The sequence below is a fragment of the Halobacteriovorax sp. DPLXC-1 genome, from assembly GCF_036903125.1.
GTDB classification, from domain to species: Bacteria; Bdellovibrionota; Bacteriovoracia; order Bacteriovoracales; family Bacteriovoracaceae; genus Halobacteriovorax_A; species Halobacteriovorax_A vibrionivorans.
Map to the genome: position 1 here is coordinate 1,443,621 of NZ_JAYMCO010000001.1, position 17,666 is coordinate 1,461,286.

14 protein-coding genes are annotated in these 17,666 nt (G+C 36.0%); 9 read left to right on the forward strand and 5 right to left on the reverse strand.

The window, feature by feature from the left end; genetic code table 11:
- Positions 1-18 precede the first annotated feature (18 nt).
- From VCM44_RS06925 to VCM44_RS06945, 5 genes are all read left to right on the forward strand, one after another.
- Positions 19-378 carry a hypothetical protein gene (locus VCM44_RS06925; RefSeq protein ID WP_115363273.1) on the forward strand — a complete coding sequence of 120 codons (360 nt, stop codon included), beginning with the start codon at positions 19-21 and terminating at the stop codon, positions 376-378.
- A 96-nt stretch (positions 379-474) separates the two neighbouring features.
- Positions 475-1,899, forward strand: coding sequence for a glutamate--tRNA ligase (gltX, locus tag VCM44_RS06930; protein WP_334678382.1), 1,425 nt, complete (start codon positions 475-477; stop codon positions 1,897-1,899).
- A complete protein-coding gene (tyrS, locus tag VCM44_RS06935) occupies positions 1,899-3,164 on the forward strand; it encodes a tyrosine--tRNA ligase (RefSeq protein WP_115363269.1) in 1,266 nt (421 codons plus the stop codon). Before gltX ends, tyrS begins: the two co-directional genes overlap by 1 nt.
- A 20-nt stretch (positions 3,165-3,184) precedes the next feature.
- The gene (locus VCM44_RS06940; RefSeq protein WP_115363267.1) at positions 3,185-4,651 is read left to right on the forward strand and encodes a PAS domain-containing sensor histidine kinase; all 1,467 of its coding nucleotides are present in this window, start codon (positions 3,185-3,187) and stop codon (positions 4,649-4,651) included.
- A 194-nt stretch (positions 4,652-4,845) separates the two neighbouring features.
- The gene (locus VCM44_RS06945; protein WP_115363265.1) at positions 4,846-6,300 is read left to right on the forward strand and encodes a sensor histidine kinase; all 1,455 of its coding nucleotides are present in this window, start codon (positions 4,846-4,848) and stop codon (positions 6,298-6,300) included.
- A gap of 14 nt (positions 6,301-6,314) precedes the next feature.
- Here VCM44_RS06945 and VCM44_RS06950 read toward each other — a convergent pair whose 3' ends face one another.
- The 4 genes from VCM44_RS06950 to VCM44_RS06965 all read right to left on the reverse strand — a co-directional run bounded on the left by VCM44_RS06950 (position 6,315) and on the right by VCM44_RS06965 (position 11,315).
- A complete protein-coding gene (locus VCM44_RS06950; protein WP_115363262.1) occupies positions 6,315-8,483 on the reverse strand; it encodes an APC family permease in 2,169 nt (722 codons plus the stop codon).
- 79 nt (positions 8,484-8,562) lie between these two features.
- The gene (locus tag VCM44_RS06955) at positions 8,563-8,832 is read right to left on the reverse strand and encodes a hypothetical protein (RefSeq protein ID WP_115363260.1); all 270 of its coding nucleotides are present in this window, start codon (positions 8,830-8,832) and stop codon (positions 8,563-8,565) included.
- A 61-nt stretch (positions 8,833-8,893) separates the two neighbouring features.
- On the reverse strand, positions 8,894-9,520 hold the full coding sequence (locus tag VCM44_RS06960) for a hypothetical protein (protein WP_115363258.1): 627 nt from the start codon (positions 9,518-9,520) through the stop codon (positions 8,894-8,896).
- 40 nt (positions 9,521-9,560) lie between these two features.
- Positions 9,561-11,315 carry an NAD+ synthase gene (locus tag VCM44_RS06965; RefSeq protein ID WP_334678383.1) on the reverse strand — a complete coding sequence of 585 codons (1,755 nt, stop codon included), beginning with the start codon at positions 11,313-11,315 and terminating at the stop codon, positions 9,561-9,563.
- 114 nt (positions 11,316-11,429) lie between these two features.
- Here VCM44_RS06965 and trmFO point away from each other — a divergent pair, with 114 nt between their 5' ends.
- Genes trmFO through VCM44_RS06985 form a run of 4 tightly spaced genes read left to right on the forward strand, consistent with a single transcriptional unit; the run spans position 11,430 to position 15,802 of the window.
- Positions 11,430-12,797 (forward strand): methylenetetrahydrofolate--tRNA-(uracil(54)-C(5))-methyltransferase (FADH(2)-oxidizing) TrmFO, encoded by a 1,368-nt coding sequence (gene trmFO / locus VCM44_RS06970; protein ID WP_115363254.1) that lies wholly within the window; start codon positions 11,430-11,432, stop codon positions 12,795-12,797.
- Positions 12,797-13,729: a DMT family transporter gene (locus VCM44_RS06975; protein ID WP_334678384.1), complete on the forward strand. Its 933-nt coding sequence runs from the start codon at positions 12,797-12,799 to the stop codon at positions 13,727-13,729. The genes trmFO and VCM44_RS06975 overlap by 1 nt, the downstream gene beginning before the upstream one ends.
- A gap of 19 nt (positions 13,730-13,748) precedes the next feature.
- Positions 13,749-14,714: an NAD-dependent epimerase/dehydratase family protein gene (locus VCM44_RS06980; protein WP_205570947.1), complete on the forward strand. Its 966-nt coding sequence runs from the start codon at positions 13,749-13,751 to the stop codon at positions 14,712-14,714.
- 11 nt (positions 14,715-14,725) lie between these two features.
- Entirely contained in the window at positions 14,726-15,802 is a 1,077-nt protein-coding gene (locus tag VCM44_RS06985; protein WP_334678385.1) for a hypothetical protein, read from the forward strand.
- A gap of 7 nt (positions 15,803-15,809) precedes the next feature.
- Here VCM44_RS06985 and VCM44_RS06990 read toward each other — a convergent pair whose 3' ends face one another.
- Positions 15,810-17,597 (reverse strand): hypothetical protein, encoded by a 1,788-nt coding sequence (locus VCM44_RS06990; RefSeq protein ID WP_334678386.1) that lies wholly within the window; start codon positions 17,595-17,597, stop codon positions 15,810-15,812.
- Positions 17,598-17,666 lie beyond the last annotated feature (69 nt).

The window sequence follows — 17,666 nt, forward strand, 5'->3', positions numbered from 1 at the left end:
ATCGTTAGAATGGTTGTAGTGAATAAGTTAATGATTTTTCTATTTACCTGTCAATTATTGTTTTCATCTTCTGTTATTGCAAAAAAGCATATTACTATTAAGCAACAGCAATACCTTAAAGCTAGAAAACAATATCTTCTCGAATACACCACTTTCGGTGTTGATGAGTGCCTAAAGCTTTATAATAACAAGATTACGACGAAGAAGAATGAGTCTGGAAAGATTCTCGTTGGCTCACCCGAGTATTTTAAAATGCTCAGTATGTGTTTTCATAAGATCACTAATAAATGCTACGGTGAGAATTGCATCGTATCACGCTCAATGTCAAAGAGACTCGAGAACGTTAATCATGTGGATTCCATTCTAAAAAGCCTCTAAAATCAAGTATTTTGCCTATTTTCAAAGTGCCATTTCTATTCAAAAACGCTATAATGCATTGATATACGTTTAATTTATTTTTTTAAAAGGATTTGTATGACTGTTCGCGTTCGTTTTGCACCATCTCCAACTGGATACCTTCACATTGGTGGGGCCCGTACTGCTCTTTATAGCTACCTATTTGCTAAGGCAAATGGTGGAAAATATATTCTAAGAATTGAAGATACTGATCTTGAGAGATCAAAGCGTGAATACGAAGAAGCACAAATTGCTGATCTTAAGTGGATGGGAATTGAACACGATGAAGGACCTGATAAAGGTGGGGACTTTGGCCCTTATCGCCAATCAGAAAGATTACAAATTTATAAAGATATTGCTTGGGACTTCGTTAAGCGCGGACTTGCTTACCCATGTTTTTTAACAAGTATTGAACTTGAGCGCTTAACTGAAAAGGCCACAAGTGAAAATAAAGACCCACATGCTTATCACGGTCAATTTCGCGACCTTGATCCAGCGCAAGCTCAAAAGAGAATTGATGCTGGAGAAGAATATGTGATTCGTTTTAAAAACCCTGGAAAGACTTGGGAGTTCACTGACCTTGTTAAAGGACACGTAAAATTTCCAGAAAATATGGTAGGGGATTTTGTTATTTTAAGAGCAAATGGAATGCCTGTTTATAACTTCTGTTGTGTTGTTGATGATGCAAAGATGGAAATGACTCACGTATTCCGTGCAGAAGAGCATTTAAATAATACTTGTCGCCAGCTTATGATCTACGATGCAATGGGTGTAACTCCTCCAAAATTTGGTCACGTTTCACTTTTAATTGGTCACGATCGCCAAAAGCTTTCTAAGCGCCACGGAGCCACTTCTGTTACTCAGTATAAAGATCAAGGCTACTTACCAGCTGCTCTTGCAAATTACTTATGTCTTCTCGGTTGGTCTCATCCAGATGAGACAGATATCTTTGATGTAAATGAGCTTGGAGATAAATTTGGTTATGAGAGATTTTCTAAGTCTTCTGCAATGTATGATATTGCAAAGCTAAACTTCTTCAACGAGCAGTGGCTAAGAAAGTTAGATGATAAAGATATTGCTGCTGGCTTTGATCGCTTTATTCCTGAAGGAAGCGAGTATCATAAGCAAGACGAAGCTTGGAAAGTTAAGTTTGCAGGACTTATGAAAGAAAAGGTACAACTTTTTAGTCATATTAATGAACACCTGCCGATTTTCTTTGATGCAGCTGTCGATGCTGATGATCAATATAACGAGGCCATGGGGTGGGAGACAACTCCACAGATTAAAGAATACCTAAAGGCTCAGCTTGCTGATCAGACAACTAACGTAACTGAAGAGCAAGTCGGTGAGTGGATGAATTACTTAAAGAAAGAATTAAAAATAAAAGGGAAGCCACTATTTATGGGAACACGTGTTTGTCTTACTGGACGAGCGCATGGGCCAGATTTAAAAACTGTCGTGGCGCTGACTCCAATTAAAATTATCAAAGAGAGATTAGCTTAATGAATTTTTTTGAAGAATTAGAAGCAAGAGGAATTGTAAATCAATTCTCGCATGATGAATTAAAAGAAATCTTAAATGAAAAGAAAATATCTTTTTACTGTGGGTATGATCCTACAGCAAAGTCCCTACAACTTGGAAATCTTTTTGCTGTTGTGACAATGATGCGACTGCAGAAACAAGGACATAAGCCTTACGTTCTTGTTGGTGGTGCTACTGGAATGATTGGAGATCCTTCAGGAAAGAGCGACGAGAGAAATCTTCAAACCCAAGATGATCTTGATAAGAATTTGGCGGGACAAAAAGCACAACTTGAAAAGCTTTTAGACTTTAGTGGTGAAAATGCCGCTACCATGGTTAATAATATCGATTGGATTGGTAAGTTTTCACTTATTGAATTTCTAAGAGATGTTGGAAAGCGTTTTAGAATAGGTGAAATGCTTTCAAAAGATTCAGTAAAATCACGTCTTAATTCAGATGCTGGTATTAGTTTTACAGAATTTACTTATCAAATGATACAAGGTTACGACTTTGCTCACCTTAATAAAGAATATGATGTAAGTCTTCAAATTGGCGGTGCCGATCAGTGGGGAAATATGGTTGCAGGAATGGACCTTACTCGTAAGATGCACTCTAAACCTGCCTTTTGTATGACGATTCCTCTTCTTACTGATTCAAATGGGAAGAAGTTTGGAAAGTCTGAAGGTGGAGCAATCTATCTAGATCCTTCAATGACATCTCCTTATAAGATGTACCAATTCTTACTTAATTCAGATGACTCTTCTGTTATAAAGTATCTTAAAACTTTAACTTTCTTAACACTTGAAGAGATTGCTGAATATGAAAAATTAGTAGAAACTGAGCCTCATTTAAGAGCTGCTCAGAAACGCTTGGCCGAAGAAATTGTTACTCTCGTTCATGGCAAAGAAGGGCTTGAGGCTGCCATAAGGGCCACTGACTTCTTCTTTGGAAAGGTCATTGAAAACACGACAGATGAAGAACTTGCTGGAATCTTTGATGATGTACCTTCAATAGAATTAGATAAAGCTCAATTAGGAGAGCTTTCTTATCTAGATATGCTTGCTCTAACCCCTCTTTTTAAATCTAAGGGGGAGGCAAGAAAAATGGTTGGCCAAAATGGTGTGGCCATTAACAATGTAAAGAATAAGGATATTGATCACGTAATCTCAAAAGATGATCTAGCTAGTGAGTCGTGCCTTATCCTTAAAAAAGGTAAGAAGAACTACTGTGTAGTGAAATTTATTTAATTGTTAAACCTTAGGGAAGTATGAACTTAGAGAAGTTTATCGAATTATTAAAATACGGAAATTTTGAAGATCAAAATTCTCGCATTGCTATATTTGATAAAGATGCTCGTTTTGTTTTTGTTTCCACCACTCTTTTTGGCTTCACTGAAAACTATGTGGGTATGACAGTCTATGAATATTATCAAGGTCACCTTGCTGATTCAGAAGTTAAAAAAGTTAAAGACTGCTTTGCTAAGGCCTTAAATGGGGAACCCTCATGTACGCAGGCTATTTTAACGAATCGGTTAAATAAAGAAAAAATCACTTGGGACGTGGACTTTAATTCATTTGTGGATGATAAAGGTGATACCTATGTTTTATCAAGGATACGACCTCATGAAGTCAATTTAAGTACAAGTTCTACAAATTTCTTTATTCGTGAAATGGTTGAACAAAGCTCTGATGTTTTCACTGTATTTGATAAGGACTTTTATATCGTTTACGTTTCAAAAGTTCTTGGAAAGTGGCGTGACGAGTCTGTTTTAGGGCTACATATCTCAGATCTTATTTCTGGAAAAGCTCTTGAAAAATTTTATAAGCGTTATAAAAAAGCAAAAGAAAATCCAGGCGTTGTCATCACTGATATTGTCACTATTGATATGAGTTCTGATGATGATCCTCGTAATGAGTTAATTCTAGAATCATCAGTTGAATTTCATGATTTTAATCAACTCGGTTGTTATTATCTTGATCGTACTTCTGATGTTACAGAAAAGGTTCTACGAAATCGTGAAATTGAAATTCAAAAAGCAACGATTGATAAAATGTCTAAATGGACAGCTCTTGGTCAAATGGCCGCTAATATTGCACATGAAGTAAATAATCCACTTGCAATTATTGAATTACAAACTCAAGCTCTAGAAAAGAGAGGCAAGGACTTAAAGATTGAACAAGTCCTTGAGAAGGTTCGCTCTATAGCTGAACAAAAGAATCGAATAGCAAATATTGTTAGCTCCCTTCATATATACTCTCAAGATGATCGTTCAAAAAGAGAATCTGTAAGTCTCTCGTCTCTTATTCATGACTCTATTGCTCTTTTTAAAACTGCTCTTGTTGACGAAGACTTAAAGATCGTTTTCTCGAATGATTCAGATAATGACATCGTAATGGTTAATTCATCCGAGATTATTCAAGTATTTATTAATCTTTTAAATAATGCTCACGATGCAATTCTTGATTTGAAAGATAAATGGATTGAAATTAATTTGGATGATAGTAATCATAAGGTCTATGTTGATATAATCGATAGTGGCCATGGAATTGAGCCTAAGTTAGCGAGTAAGATCTTTAATCGTTTTTATACAACGAAGGGTGAAAAGAAGGGAACTGGGCTAGGATTAAATATCTGCCAAGAGATCATGAATGATCATGGGGGCCATATCTCTTATGTTAAGGATGCCGAACACACGACTTTCTCATTAACTTTTCCTAGTGTTGAATTAAACTAGAATTTCAAGTTCCCCTTTAAAACTAAACTTTAGTAGCATCGATACCTGAATGCCCTTCTAATAGTCCCTCTGGTAGTCCCCTTGGCTGTGTATTACATGGTTTTTTCTGGTGTGTAATAACTACTTATTACTTGTAATCGAATATTGTTTAGAGGTACAAGTGGTCAATATTTATTCTTTGATACGTAGGTAAGATGAAAGTCGATGAGCTTATTGATATTTTTAAATACGGAAATTACGAAGATCAAAATATTCGTATGGCCGTTATTAATTCTGAATCAAAATTTCTCTACATGTCTTCTACATTGGTGAGCTTTTATGAAAATTATAAAGAAATGCCAGTTTATGATTATTACAAGGACCATTTTCCAAGTAGTGAGTTAGATAAAATTATTAACGGTATTAATAATGCCCTAGAAGGTATTTCAACAAGTTCAGTCATTGTACTTAAAGACAGTTTAGATAAAGAAGAAATTAATTGGGATACGACTTTTTTACCTTTTACCTCTGAAGAAGGGGACAGGTTTTGTGTTACTAAGATTCAACCACGAGAAATACAGCTTTCCACTACTTCAACTAATTACTTAATAAGAGAAATTGTAGAAAAAAGTAATGATTATTTTGCCGTTTTTGATGAAGACTTAAATTTCGTCTATATTTCAAAAACTGATCAGGATTGGGATATTAAACCAATTGTAGGTAAGCATATAAGTTCTCTTATTAATGGTAATGTCTTAGAAATATTTAAAGATCGTGTGAAAAAGGCCACTGAAAATCCCGGAGAGGTTATAACTGATATCGTAAAACTTAATGTAGCTAATCGCGGTCTTGTCTATTATGAATCTTCAATGGAGTTTCATGACTTTGGTGCTCTTGGAAAGTATTATTTGGATCGCACAGCAGAGGTAACTGAAAAGGTTTTAAGAAATCGAGAAATAGAATCTCAAAAGTCTGCAATAGAAAAAATGTCAAAGTGGACAGCTCTTGGGCAAATGGCAGCTAATATTGCTCATGAAGTAAATAACCCTCTTGCAATTATTGAATTACAGGCGCAGTCAATTTCTAAAAGAGGTGCTGACTTTACGATTGAACAAGTAAGGGAAAAGATCAATTCAATTAAAGAGCAAAAGGATCGTATCTCAAATATTGTAAGTTCTTTAAAAATTTACTCTCATGATGACCGTTCAAAAAGAGAGCATACAAGTCTCTCGTCTATTATCCATGATTCAATTGCTCTTTTTAAAACTGCGACAGTTGATGAATCGTTAAAGATTGTATTCTCTAATGATTCAGATAACGACATGGTAAATATAAACTCTTCTGAAATTATCCAAGTCATTATTAACTTACTTAATAATGCTTTTGACGCTATTGATGAGTTAAGTGATCAATGGATTGAGTTAAATCTCTTTGATCACAACGGCCTAGTTTATCTTGATGTTATTGATTCTGGTGTTGGAATTGATAAAGAAATAGCAACGAAAATTTTTGATCGCTTCTATACAACAAAAGGCAGAACGAAAGGGACGGGACTTGGTCTAAATATATGCCAAGGAATTATAAATGATCATGGTGGAGCTATCAGTTTTGATCCTGAAAGTGAATACACTACATTTAGGATTTGCTTGCCTCAAGTTAATCCTTCTTAGTCATTATTGCTTCTTTATGCTGGTGCTGTATGGATACCTAAAACAGAACAAGAAGCTTGAGCAATAATCTTATCATCTTCAGTACCAAAGACGTTATACCACTTATAATTAGTACTTGTGTTGAATAATAGAAGATCGTATTCAACACTTAGAGATTCAATCTTCTCAATCTTATTTTGATAGTGCTCAATGTGACCAACCGCTCTTACATCAAGTTCATCAGAGAGATCTCTAATGTACTTTTCTAAGTTTGATGTTTCGCTAATATCCAAGTCTTTATTTGTTAAGTATACAAAAGTGAGCTCTGCATTGTTATTTTTTGCAATATGATATGCTGCTTGTGCAAGTACTTCATCATTAGAATTCTCATCAAGGATAATAAGAATTTTTCTTGTGTATCTTACTCCTTTATCTCTGTAAATTGCTAGGTGACAGCTTAGGTGTGAACGCAGCCACGCAACTGGACTTTGAGTTGTAAATGTACCGCGAAGTCTTCCTTTCCACTCCATGAATAACCAATTACAGTGAAGTCGTTGTCCAATTTCAAAAATTGACTTAGAAAGGTCGTGTGTAACAATAGGATCAAAGTTAATAGGTGTTGTTTTTTCAATGGCCATTGCAACAACACGTCGTCTTAATGAACGAAGATTAGGATCTTCATCTGTAAAATCATTCAGGTCTGATTGTTCTGGCGCCTCTGTTAAATGGGCCACCTCTATTTGCTCTCCATCTGCGAGAGAAGTTCCAATATCAATGAGCATCTCTGGAGATTTTTCATTTCCAACCAAGGCAACTACGACATTGGCATCTTGGTCAAGTTCACAACGGCCAAGTGAGTGCATTGTTGGTGAGAAGTTTGGTGTATCATCGAATAGATCCTTTCTCTTTCCACGAATTCCAAGTACTCCTTTGCGGTTAACACGACTTTTTGCATATAAGAAGTATATCAAAATTCCTGGTACTGAAATTGAGACAAGACCAATAATTGCAAGATCTTTCATCATTACTAATAAGTAGAAAGTTGAGATGATTCCAAAAATTTGTATATATGGATAAAATGGTGATTTATAAGTCGGTCTATACCATTGAATATGTGTTTCTCGTAAAGCTATGACAGTTATATTTACAAACATATAAAGCACTAAGATAAATGCAGATGCTAGTTTTGCAATTTTTGCAATATTTAAGAAATAGATAGCACAAGCAATAATAATCCCTGATGCAAGAATACTCCATACAGGTGTTAAGAATTTACGATGAATATGGCCAAAGGACTTTGGAAATAAGTGGTCTCGGCTCATAGCAAAAGGGAAGCGTGATGCTGCAAGAAGCCCAGCATTGGCCATTGAAGTCATAGTAAGGATGGCCAAGATGGCCATGATTGTTGCAAATGTATTACCACCAAATACTTGGGCCAATGTATAAATTGGACGTAAGTTACTTTTTAACTGATCAATAGGTAGAAATTTAGCAAGTGCAAGTGTTGTTACACAATAAAGTACCGTCACAATAAGTAGTGATAAAAGAATTCCTCTTGGGAGGTTCTTCTCAGGTGTTTTAATTTCTTCTGCAATAGCCGCAACTTTAGTTACTCCTGCATAAGAGATAAAAACAAGTCCTGAAGCTAATAAAATACTATCCATATGTGAGAATGAAAATGGAATCCCCGGTATGACGGTAGCGGTTGAAAGTGTTCCAATATTTAAAATAGTAAGCCCAAGAGTTGATGTAATGACAACAGCAATTAGTAGCCCACTAACTTTACCAACACCAATAATATTTAAAATTGTGATGATAACTGTCAGGAATAACGCTAGGTATTTTAGATCGAAGCTTGTTGTCAATGTACTTAAGTATGCACCAAAACCCATGAGGGCAAATGCCGCTTTTAAAAGTAGGGAGATCCAAAGACCTAAGCCTGCAATTGTTCCGGCCATTGGCCCAAAAGTTCTTTCGATATAAATATAAGTTCCACCTGAGGCAGGCATGGCCGTCGCAAGTTCTGACTTAGACAGTGCTGCAGGTAGAACACATAGTGCTGCAATTAAATATGATATCCAAACATATGGACCTGTTACTTCAAAAGCTAGACCTGGCAGAACAAAAATACCTGATCCGAGCATTGATGCAATACTTATGGAAATGACTGATGATAGCCCTAAATTTCTTTCAAGCTTCTTCAAATAATCCTCTCTAATTAGGGTAATTAAGTGTGCATTATCCCTTAAATAAAGAGGAATGTTAATAAAAATACTACGTTATCTATAATTCTCGCAATATCTCTTCTAGCGCCTTCTTTACACGATCACGCTTTGAGTCAAGATGCTGATCCATCTCAAATGCCTTTAGTGTAGAGCCTATTTGAAGGAAGTTATAACAGGAGAAACTACCGGCCATCTTGTGAAGAACTTCTCTGAGCTCTTTTTCACTCATAGTGGCAACCTTAGGTAATAAATGGTTGATTTCTGTTTTTTTAGACTGTTTAAACTTCGGAAGAAGTTTTTGAATATGTTGATTGAGACTTTTTTCCATGACTGCACCTTATATATGAGGGCAGAGTAGGACTCTGCCCAGGTTTTAATCATTTACAATTTTAAGCTCTTCTTGTTGATTGGCGAGTTGACTTCTTTTTTGAAGTCGAAGATTTGGCTTTTTTCTTTGCTGTCTTCTTTGCTGCTTTCTTGGCTGTTTTCTTTGCTGCTTTCTTTACACCAGTTGCCTTCTTCTTTGAAGTAGCTTTTTTGGCCGCTTTCTTCGCTGTCTTCTTTGTTGTTTTTTTCTTTGCTACTTTCTTTTTAGCAGCTTTCTTTAGGCCTGTTGCTTGCTTGGCCTTTTTCTTTATAGTTGATTCAGCTTCTTTCACTTTTTTTGAAGCCTTTTTCTTAGCTTTTTTCATTTCATCTTTAAGAAATTTATCCAGCTGTTTTTGAAGCTTTTGAACATCTTTGATATGTCCATCTAGGTATTTCTTAGCAGCTTTAACTTCTTTTTGTATCGTTGAATCAACAAGCTTCTCAACTTTTTGACCTTCTTTCTTTAACGTTTTCACTACTCGAGGAATATCTTTATCCATTACATTTTTAGCCTCTTTTTCAACTTGGCCAATAAAGTCTTTTACATTTTTTTCAACTTCTTTAACGGACTTATTTGCCATAACTCCATCAACCATAGACTTAACTTCATCAAATGAGCTAAGAACTCTTTCAAAGGCTTTATTCATTTCATTACTCCTCTTAGTATGCGTATTCGAATCACTATTGTTATCCGAGATTAAAATCAACCTTCTTACATATCGGCACTCGTCGACCAAAACCAAAGCTTTTGTCTTTCAATTTTAGTATAGGACAAAATTGTTGCCTTTTGTACTCACTATTTAATATCAATTTTATCACCCTTTCAACTTCAGTTTTGTTTAACCCTAAATTAAGAAGATCTGGTAAGTCGTAGCGATAAGAAAGGTATGATTCTAATATCATATCCAGTGTTTCATATGGAGGTAAAGAATCTTCATCTTTTTGATCGGCCCTTAATTCTGCACTTGGTGGCCTTTCTATAACCTCAACAGGAATAATATCACTGAAATTCTTATTGATATGTCTGGCCAGAGCAAAGACTTCACTTTTGTAGAGATCTCCCAATAGGCTAATAGCGCCAACAGAGTCTCCATATAGAGTCGAATAACCAACAGCTAACTCTGACTTGTTTGATGTATTTATAACCATGGCACCTGTTTGATTTGAGCGAGCAAATAGTAAGGAGCCTCGTAGTCTCGATTGAATATTTTCATCTGCAAGGCCTTCTAATGGCTCGAGGTTATCATTAAAGAGGTTTTGCACAGATGAATGGAGGAATTTGATTGGTAGATTATGTAATTTAATTCCAAGATTCTTGCATAATTTATCACTAATTTCCCAACTTAGTGATGCGGAGAATTTACTTGGCATATAAATGGCCTCAACTTCTTGGCCCGGCTTTAGAAATAACTTCACAAGCGTAAGAACAAGTGCCGAATCAATTCCTCCTGATAGAGCAACCAAGAATTTGTTCATGCCACATTTTCTAGCGTAATCTTGTAAACCTAGGTTTAAAGCACCTAAAATAGCATCAAGTTTGTCATCGCTGAGCTTTTTAAGGCTCATTTTTCCGTTTATCTTTTCGATATGTGGCCCAAATAATGACTCCCAAGAGTTAGCACCAACAGGGGCCACTCCAAGATTCTCAATTTTTGATTTTTTGGCAATCTCAACCTTCATAAGATCTGATTTAAAGGATTTTGCTTTGGCAATGACTTGTGTTTCATTAACGACAAAACTTGCACCATCAAAGATGATTTCATCTTCTGCACCAACTTTATTCACATAGTAGAATGGTGTCTTAAATACTCGTGATATTTCGCTGGCACGCTTAATTCTCTTTTCTTCTTTATCGATATTCCATGGAGAAGCTGAAAAATTGATTATTCCATTCAACTCTTTGCCATTGGCCTCATCCATTAGCATTTGTAGTGGGTTAACAGCATATTGTTCAGAATGCCACATGTCTTCACAAATAAGTAGGCCAAAATCACATCCTGCATGAGACCAGATACATGGGGCACTCCCAGGTGTATAATATTTAGATTCATCAAATATATCGTAATCTGGAAGAAGACATTTTGTGTAAATATCATTGAAATTTGATTTCTTTGTTACTTCGTAAATAACGTTATAGATATTTGAAGGAATATCTGCGTTATCCTTAAATTCGTAGCGTAGTCCACCAACAAGAAGCGCCGTTTTATCTGAAAGCTTTATCTTTGCAAATAAATCTCTCAGGGCCTGTAAAAGCTCATGGTATTGGCGAATAAATGTTTTTTGTAGGACTAAATCCTGAAGAGGATAGCCTGAAAGAAATGTTTCAGGAAAGATATGTATATTATCTTGAAAGTCTTCAGATCTCGTTAGGTTTTCTATGTATTTGTAAATTTGTGTAAAGTTGCCAATTGTGTGATCTGTTTGGTGAATGACTATTTGCATTGCGTCGTCTCTATGTTAATAATAATACTTAAATACTGGTAATTAATGGACTTTATAGCATGTTTGCATATATAAGGTCTATATCATCATATAAGTATATTAAAGAGGTTGAAATTGTCTAACTCACACAAAGTTATAGTAATTGGTGCCGGTATGGCCGGTAGTGAAGCAGCAAACTTTCTAGCAAGTCAAGGTGTTAAGGTTGTCTTAGTCGAATCGAAAACTGTTAAGAAGAATCCTGCACAGAAGATTGATGCTTTTGCCGAGTTAGTTTGTACCAATTCTTTAAAATCAATGAATCCTGCTTCTGGCCACGGACTATTAAAATATGAAATGGATGCACTTGGATCAATCATCCTTGATTGTGCTCGTAAGCATGCAGTTCCAGCAGGAGATGCTCTTGCAGTTGAGCGTGATGGATTCTCTGGAGAAGTAACTGATCGCCTTCATAATCATGAAAATATTGAAGTTGTGGCCATGGACGCAAGTGATCCACAAGAGTTAATGGCAAAGTATGAAGCAGATGCATGTGTTATTGCTTCTGGTCCATTAACAACAGAAGGTCTCTCAAATTGGATTGTTAAGAATATCTCCGATGATGACTTTTATTTCTATGATGCTATTGCCCCAGTGGTAGATGGCGATAGTCTGGATTACTCAAAACTATATTATAAAGATCGCCATAAGCCGGTAAGTGAAGAAGAAGGGGAGCAGGCAGATTATCTTAATGCTCCAATGAATAAAGAACAGTATGAAGACTTCATTGCTGAGCTTGTTAAGGCCGAAAAAGTACCAGCTCAAAACTTTGAGGATTATAAATTCTTCGAGTCATGCCTGCCTGTTGATATCATGGCCGAGCGTGGCGTTGATACGGCCCGTTTCTCTTGTATGAAACCAATTGGACTTGAGCTTCCTGATGGTTCTCTACCATATGCTTGTGTACAATTAAGACGTGAAAACTTACTAGGCTCAGCTTTTAATATGGTTGGTTTCCAAACTCGTCTAAAATATCCTGAGCAAAAACGCGTCTTTAGTAAGATCCCTGGTTTTGAAAACGCTAGTTTTCTTCATCTTGGCTCTGTTCATAGAAACTCTTTTATCAATTCAAGAACTCTTCTAGACTTTGATTTAAGTGTTAAGAAGTTCCCAAATATTTACTTTGCAGGTCAAATAACTGGTGTTGAAGGCTACACTGAGTCTGCTTCAATGGGACTTTATGTTGCTTTTCAACTACTTAAGAAACTAAGAGGTGAAGAAGTAAGGCCATTTCCAGTTGAAACAGGAATGGGAGCACTCGTAAATTATGTAATGACTGTGCCAAAGCCTGTGCCATCAAATATTAATTTCGGATTACTACCACCGGTTGCTCTTACAAAGGAGCAAAGACGTGATCGTAAAAATAGAAAGAAAGTAAAAAAACAATTGGCATCAGATCGTGCAAAAGAGTCATTTGATAACTTTATGAAGGAATATAATAAGTAGTGAAAGGATTAATTTTCATTCTAATTGCCTGCTTTATTTGGGCCCTTGATACTCTTATAAGATATCCTCTTCTTTATAAGTATAAGAGTAGTGAAATTATTGTCTTCGGTGAGCATTTGTTTTTAACGATTATTTTCTTACCTGGTCTCTATGCGGCAAGAAAGAAAATCATGAGAATGAAGGCATTTGAACTTCTATGCTTTCTCATAATTGGAGCAATGGGTTCAGCAATTGCTACATTGTCTTTTACAAAGTCTTTCTCACTTATAAACCCTTCTCTTGTTATTTTACTACAGAAGTTACAACCATTTGTGGCCATAAGTCTTGCCTATATAATTCTAAAAGAAAGAATCACGAAACGATTTCTTGTATGGGCGCTCCTAGCTATTTTAGGAGCTATCTTAATTAGTTATTATGATATTGTTAGTGCAATCAACCTCATTAAAACAGGAAAATTGAGCTTTGATCGCTCATCATTGTATGGACTTTGTCTTGCCTTAATTGCAGTCATAAGTTGGGGGAGTGCGACAGTTTTTGGAAAGTATTTAATCAAACAGGGATGGATTGAAAAAGAAGTTATGGCCATCCGTTTTGCCGTTGGTTTCATTGCAATTATTCCATTTATGGCCGCTAATGATATTGGCCTTGTCTTTCCAATGGAGTTGTGGGCAAAAGTTAGTGTACTCGCTCTAATATCAGGTGTTTTTGGTATGTATTTCTACTACCGAGGTCTAAGCTTGGTAACGGCAAAAGTTTGTACTTTGGCCGAAATGTCATTTCCATTCTTTGCTGTGATTATTAACTGGGTTGCCCTTGATCAAAAGCTGAGCTTTGTTCAGATTACAGGTGGTATACTTTTACTGTTAAGTTCCACAATGCTACAATTGGCCAATCGAAAACAAGAACGTCTTGAAGCACAAACGAATTATTAAAAGTACGGAGAATATATAGATGTTAGAATTACCAATGGATCACAAAGGGAAGAATTTCTTAATTGCAGGTGCAGCCGGATTTGTTCCTTCTACTGTGGCACAATTATATTTAGATAAAGGTGCTACTGTTTATGGTTTAGATAATTTTATTACAGGGTCTAAGTCAAATATTGAATTACTATCTAAATATGAAAACTTCCACTTTACGGAATGTGACATAACTCATGGCCTACCAGATTTCGGAGATATAAAATTCGATTATATTTTATCCCTTGCTTCTCCAGCTTCACCAATTGATTTTAAGGTTATTCCTTTGGAAATTATGACTGTAAATTCGATTGGTACACAAAACTTATTAGAGCTTGCAAAGGATCATGGGGCACGCTTCTTAGAGGCATCAACTTCTGAGGTTTATGGAGACCCAGAGATTCACCCTCAAACCGAGGATTATGTTGGTCATGTAAATCCAATTGGTCCAAGAAGCTGCTATGACGAAGCGAAACGTTATGCTGAAGCATTAACAATGACTTATCGTCGAAAATATAATGTGGATACAAAAATTATTCGTATCTTTAATACATATGGGCCAAGAATGCGTCCTGATGATGGGAGAGTTATTCCAAACTTTATCAATCAAGCCTTAGAAGGACGAGATATTACTGTTTATGGTGATGGAAGTCAGACGAGATCATTTTGTTATGTGACGGATCTTGCTAATGCTATTGATCACGTTTTAATGCTTGGTGATCATATGCCATATAATATTGGAAACCCTGATGAGTACTCAATTAAAGAAACAGGAGAGTTGATTGTTGATGCTCTTGATTCATCTTCAAAATTAACTTATCAAGAATTACCAAAAGATGATCCTAAGCGTAGAAGACCAGATATAAATCGTGTTATGAAATTAGGATATTTACCAAAAGTAACATTTGCTGAAGGGATTGAGAGAACGGCAAAATTCTTTAGAGAATACAAAAAGTAGAAGAGAAATATATGCTAAAAGTTGTTGTAAGTTGTGATGCTGTTGTTGAAAGAGACTTTTATATTGAATGTCTTGAAACAATGATGGGTGTAATTGGTGAAAATGTTGAACTCTATACACTTGTTCATAGACAGGGACAGGTCATTGGGCCAGTTGAGCAACGTAAAATTCATTCAACTTTTTTAAGCAAGATGGTTAAGTCTTGGGATGAACTACTTGATAAGTCTCATCTTATTCATGGAGCTGCCCAGGGACTATTTATACCTTGTAGTGTTGATTTAGTTGTCAATCTCTCTCGAGGTTTTTCACAAGAAATCAAGGTTTGTGATAAGACCCATCTATTTACTTATCTCATTGAAGACATTAATCAAGGTAAGAAAAACCTTTCTCTTTTGAAAAGATTTTTTAGCTCCTTTGTTCGTTCAAAGCAAATGAAGTACTTAAAGAGGGCCGACACTCTTTGGACTAATGAAGAATATATCTTATCTCAATTTCCAAATGCAAAGCAGGTAAAACCGGCAACATCTCTTAAAGACTATAAAGTATTACCTGAGGGCATGTTTAAAAGGGATTACTTTTTAATAAATTGTGAACCTCTAAGTATTGAAGAAGCACGCCTTTTTATTGAAACTTATAAAGATCATAAATTTAAATTCATTGGTAAAGAAGATCATTTAGGTGAACTTCTTGGCCAGTATCCTCAATTCTTTTTTGGAAATAAGTGCTCAGGCGAGCTAGCTCCTCTTTATGCTGGTGCTAATTATGTCATCGATACTGAAGTGAAGTTTCCACATTTTGCCCTTAAGGCACTAAGTTGTGGGCGCCCTGTTTTCACTATTGGAAATAAGTTCTTACCATTTGGTATTGGTGTTCATAAACTTAACGATGACTTCTTTGCACAAACAAGTCCTGTGGCCTTAGATGTACCTGAAGAAGATCCTAAAAAGCGTCATGGCATTTCAGCTAATTACGAGATGGTGAAGTTTAAACATATCTTTCATCGAGAATTTCAAAAGATTTGTGATGAGCTAGAGGCAAAGAAAGCTTCACAGGCATCAAAGTCAAATGACTCATGCTGTGAAGCTTAGAATATTTTTAATCTAGAATTTTCTTCAATTTTATTTCGTTATAACGATTTGAAATAATTTTCCATAGAGAGACTCCAGAGTCTTTATGAATCGTCTCTTTTGGGTCTTTATTATTTTGGTTTAATTGATCAACAGCATTGCTATCAACAGTTGGGTCTCCAAAATTACTCATGGCCATAATTCCTGTATCATCAGCTAGGAGTGATTCATAATCTTCAAGTTGGGCCTTGATTTTCTTTAAATAATCTTTTGACGAGCTATCGTAGGAAATGGCCGTTTCAGGTTTTACTTTTGTATTATTTTCTAATTCTTTACTAGCATTTGCACCACCTGCTTTACGGTAATTTAGTGCCATGGCAATAGGGGATGTATTATCTGCTAAAGTATTAGCAAGAAATCTTTGACTATCTTCACTATTAGGATTTAGAAATGCATTTGCCGCAGACTTTGCTTTATCGTCGGCCTTCTTTGATTTTGCGACTAGTTCTAATACCTTTCTTGCTGCTTTTGAAATTTTAGCTGCATTCTTATCGATAGAATCGTTAACATACTTTGTATCACCTTCTTTAACTGTGCGGTTGAAGCCTTCGATTACCTCTGCTCCACCTGTTTCGTTAAGAAAGTTCTGTCCATTTGTTCCAAGTGTACCCATGTTGATATTCATCTCAGGAACTTCCGAAATGACTTCTCCTTGAACATTTCCAGCAGTTGCTTCATTTTGAGATACTGAAGCGTTTTGGAAGTCAGACTGACCGACGGTTCCAGCAGAGCTTGTTGCAATCTTTTGCGTTCTCCCTGCACTGTATTGGTTATTATATCGGCTTTCTAATTTCTTTAAAACCTTCTGCGCTTTTTGACGTGCACTTTGCGCACTCTTCATGGCCTTTTTCGCAATTTGATTAGCTTTCATCTCTAAGACAAAGGCGACAGCACTTAGGCCAAAGGCCCAACCAGAACATGGATTACTTACACTACAACCAGTCCAAGTTAAAGCGATACAAATACCAGCTAAAATCCCAACAATTGATATTAGTGTGGATGTTCTCTGATGGTGCTTCATCTTCTTCTTCGCTGCTTTTTCCATATCCTTTAACATATCAATTTCAGCTTTTAGTGCTTCTCTTTGAATTCTATGGTTCCAGCCTTTTTCATCAGTTTTCTCTAAGTTCTCAAGACGTTTCTTTGCATTCTTAAAGTCATCCTTATATGTATCTCCCATTAAGCTCATGACTGCTGATGACATAATAATAACTGCTGCTATCTGTAGACCAAAGTCTGTATCACAACCACCGGCTCCAAGGAGTACACATCCATATCCAATATTTGCGGCAACTTTTAGATAACGAAGTACATCGTCTTTGGATTTTACGGAACTAGCATCAGTGGCCTTATGTTCTGTGAACATTTTAGCATCCGCTTTAAGTTCTTCCTGACACTTCTCACTACCACCGCATTTCATATACTCTTGGTTGTAGTTTTCGTTATCTTCATTCGCTACACAGCTCTTTAGATGGCAATTATAAACATACTTACTAGGGCAGTCCTTAGCACTACCATCTTCATGGCAGTAATTAGGATTCATACTCGAAGGTGGTGTGCTATTTTGAGTCGTCGACTGTTGTGATGTTTCAGCTTCAGTCTCAGTGCCTTCTTGAGGTGCTGAAGTTTCCTGCTGTGTTGGAGTAGTCTCTTGCTGTGCCAAAGCATTTGCTGTTGGTGTAAGTAATAGAGACCATGAAATCACAGTAATTAAGATTTTTTTGAATATGATGAAATTTCGTTGTGCCATATGCATAGCAAACTCCTTACCTTATATAGTAATTTTAGCGAATCTTTGGTTAATCTCTTACTATTATATAAGAGT

Excerpts from the sequence above, each read along its gene's own strand:
- tyrS (WP_115363269.1), top strand. The coding sequence starts at position 1,899 with ATGAATTTTTTTGAAGAATTAGAAGCAAGAGGAATTGTAAATCAATTC.
- VCM44_RS06985 (WP_334678385.1), top strand. The coding sequence starts at position 14,726 with ATGCTAAAAGTTGTTGTAAGTTGTGATGCTGTTGTTGAAAGAGACTTT.
- gltX (WP_334678382.1), top strand. The coding sequence starts at position 475 with ATGACTGTTCGCGTTCGTTTTGCACCATCTCCAACTGGATACCTTCAC.
- VCM44_RS06965 (WP_334678383.1), bottom strand. The coding sequence starts at position 11,315 with ATGCAAATAGTCATTCACCAAACAGATCACACAATTGGCAACTTTACA.
- VCM44_RS06940 (WP_115363267.1), top strand. The coding sequence starts at position 3,185 with ATGAACTTAGAGAAGTTTATCGAATTATTAAAATACGGAAATTTTGAA.
- VCM44_RS06990 (WP_334678386.1), bottom strand. The coding sequence starts at position 17,597 with ATGCATATGGCACAACGAAATTTCATCATATTCAAAAAAATCTTAATT.
- VCM44_RS06980 (WP_205570947.1), top strand. The coding sequence starts at position 13,749 with ATGTTAGAATTACCAATGGATCACAAAGGGAAGAATTTCTTAATTGCA.
- VCM44_RS06960 (WP_115363258.1), bottom strand. The coding sequence starts at position 9,520 with ATGAATAAAGCCTTTGAAAGAGTTCTTAGCTCATTTGATGAAGTTAAG.
- VCM44_RS06955 (WP_115363260.1), bottom strand. The coding sequence starts at position 8,832 with ATGGAAAAAAGTCTCAATCAACATATTCAAAAACTTCTTCCGAAGTTT.
- VCM44_RS06945 (WP_115363265.1), top strand. The coding sequence starts at position 4,846 with ATGAAAGTCGATGAGCTTATTGATATTTTTAAATACGGAAATTACGAA.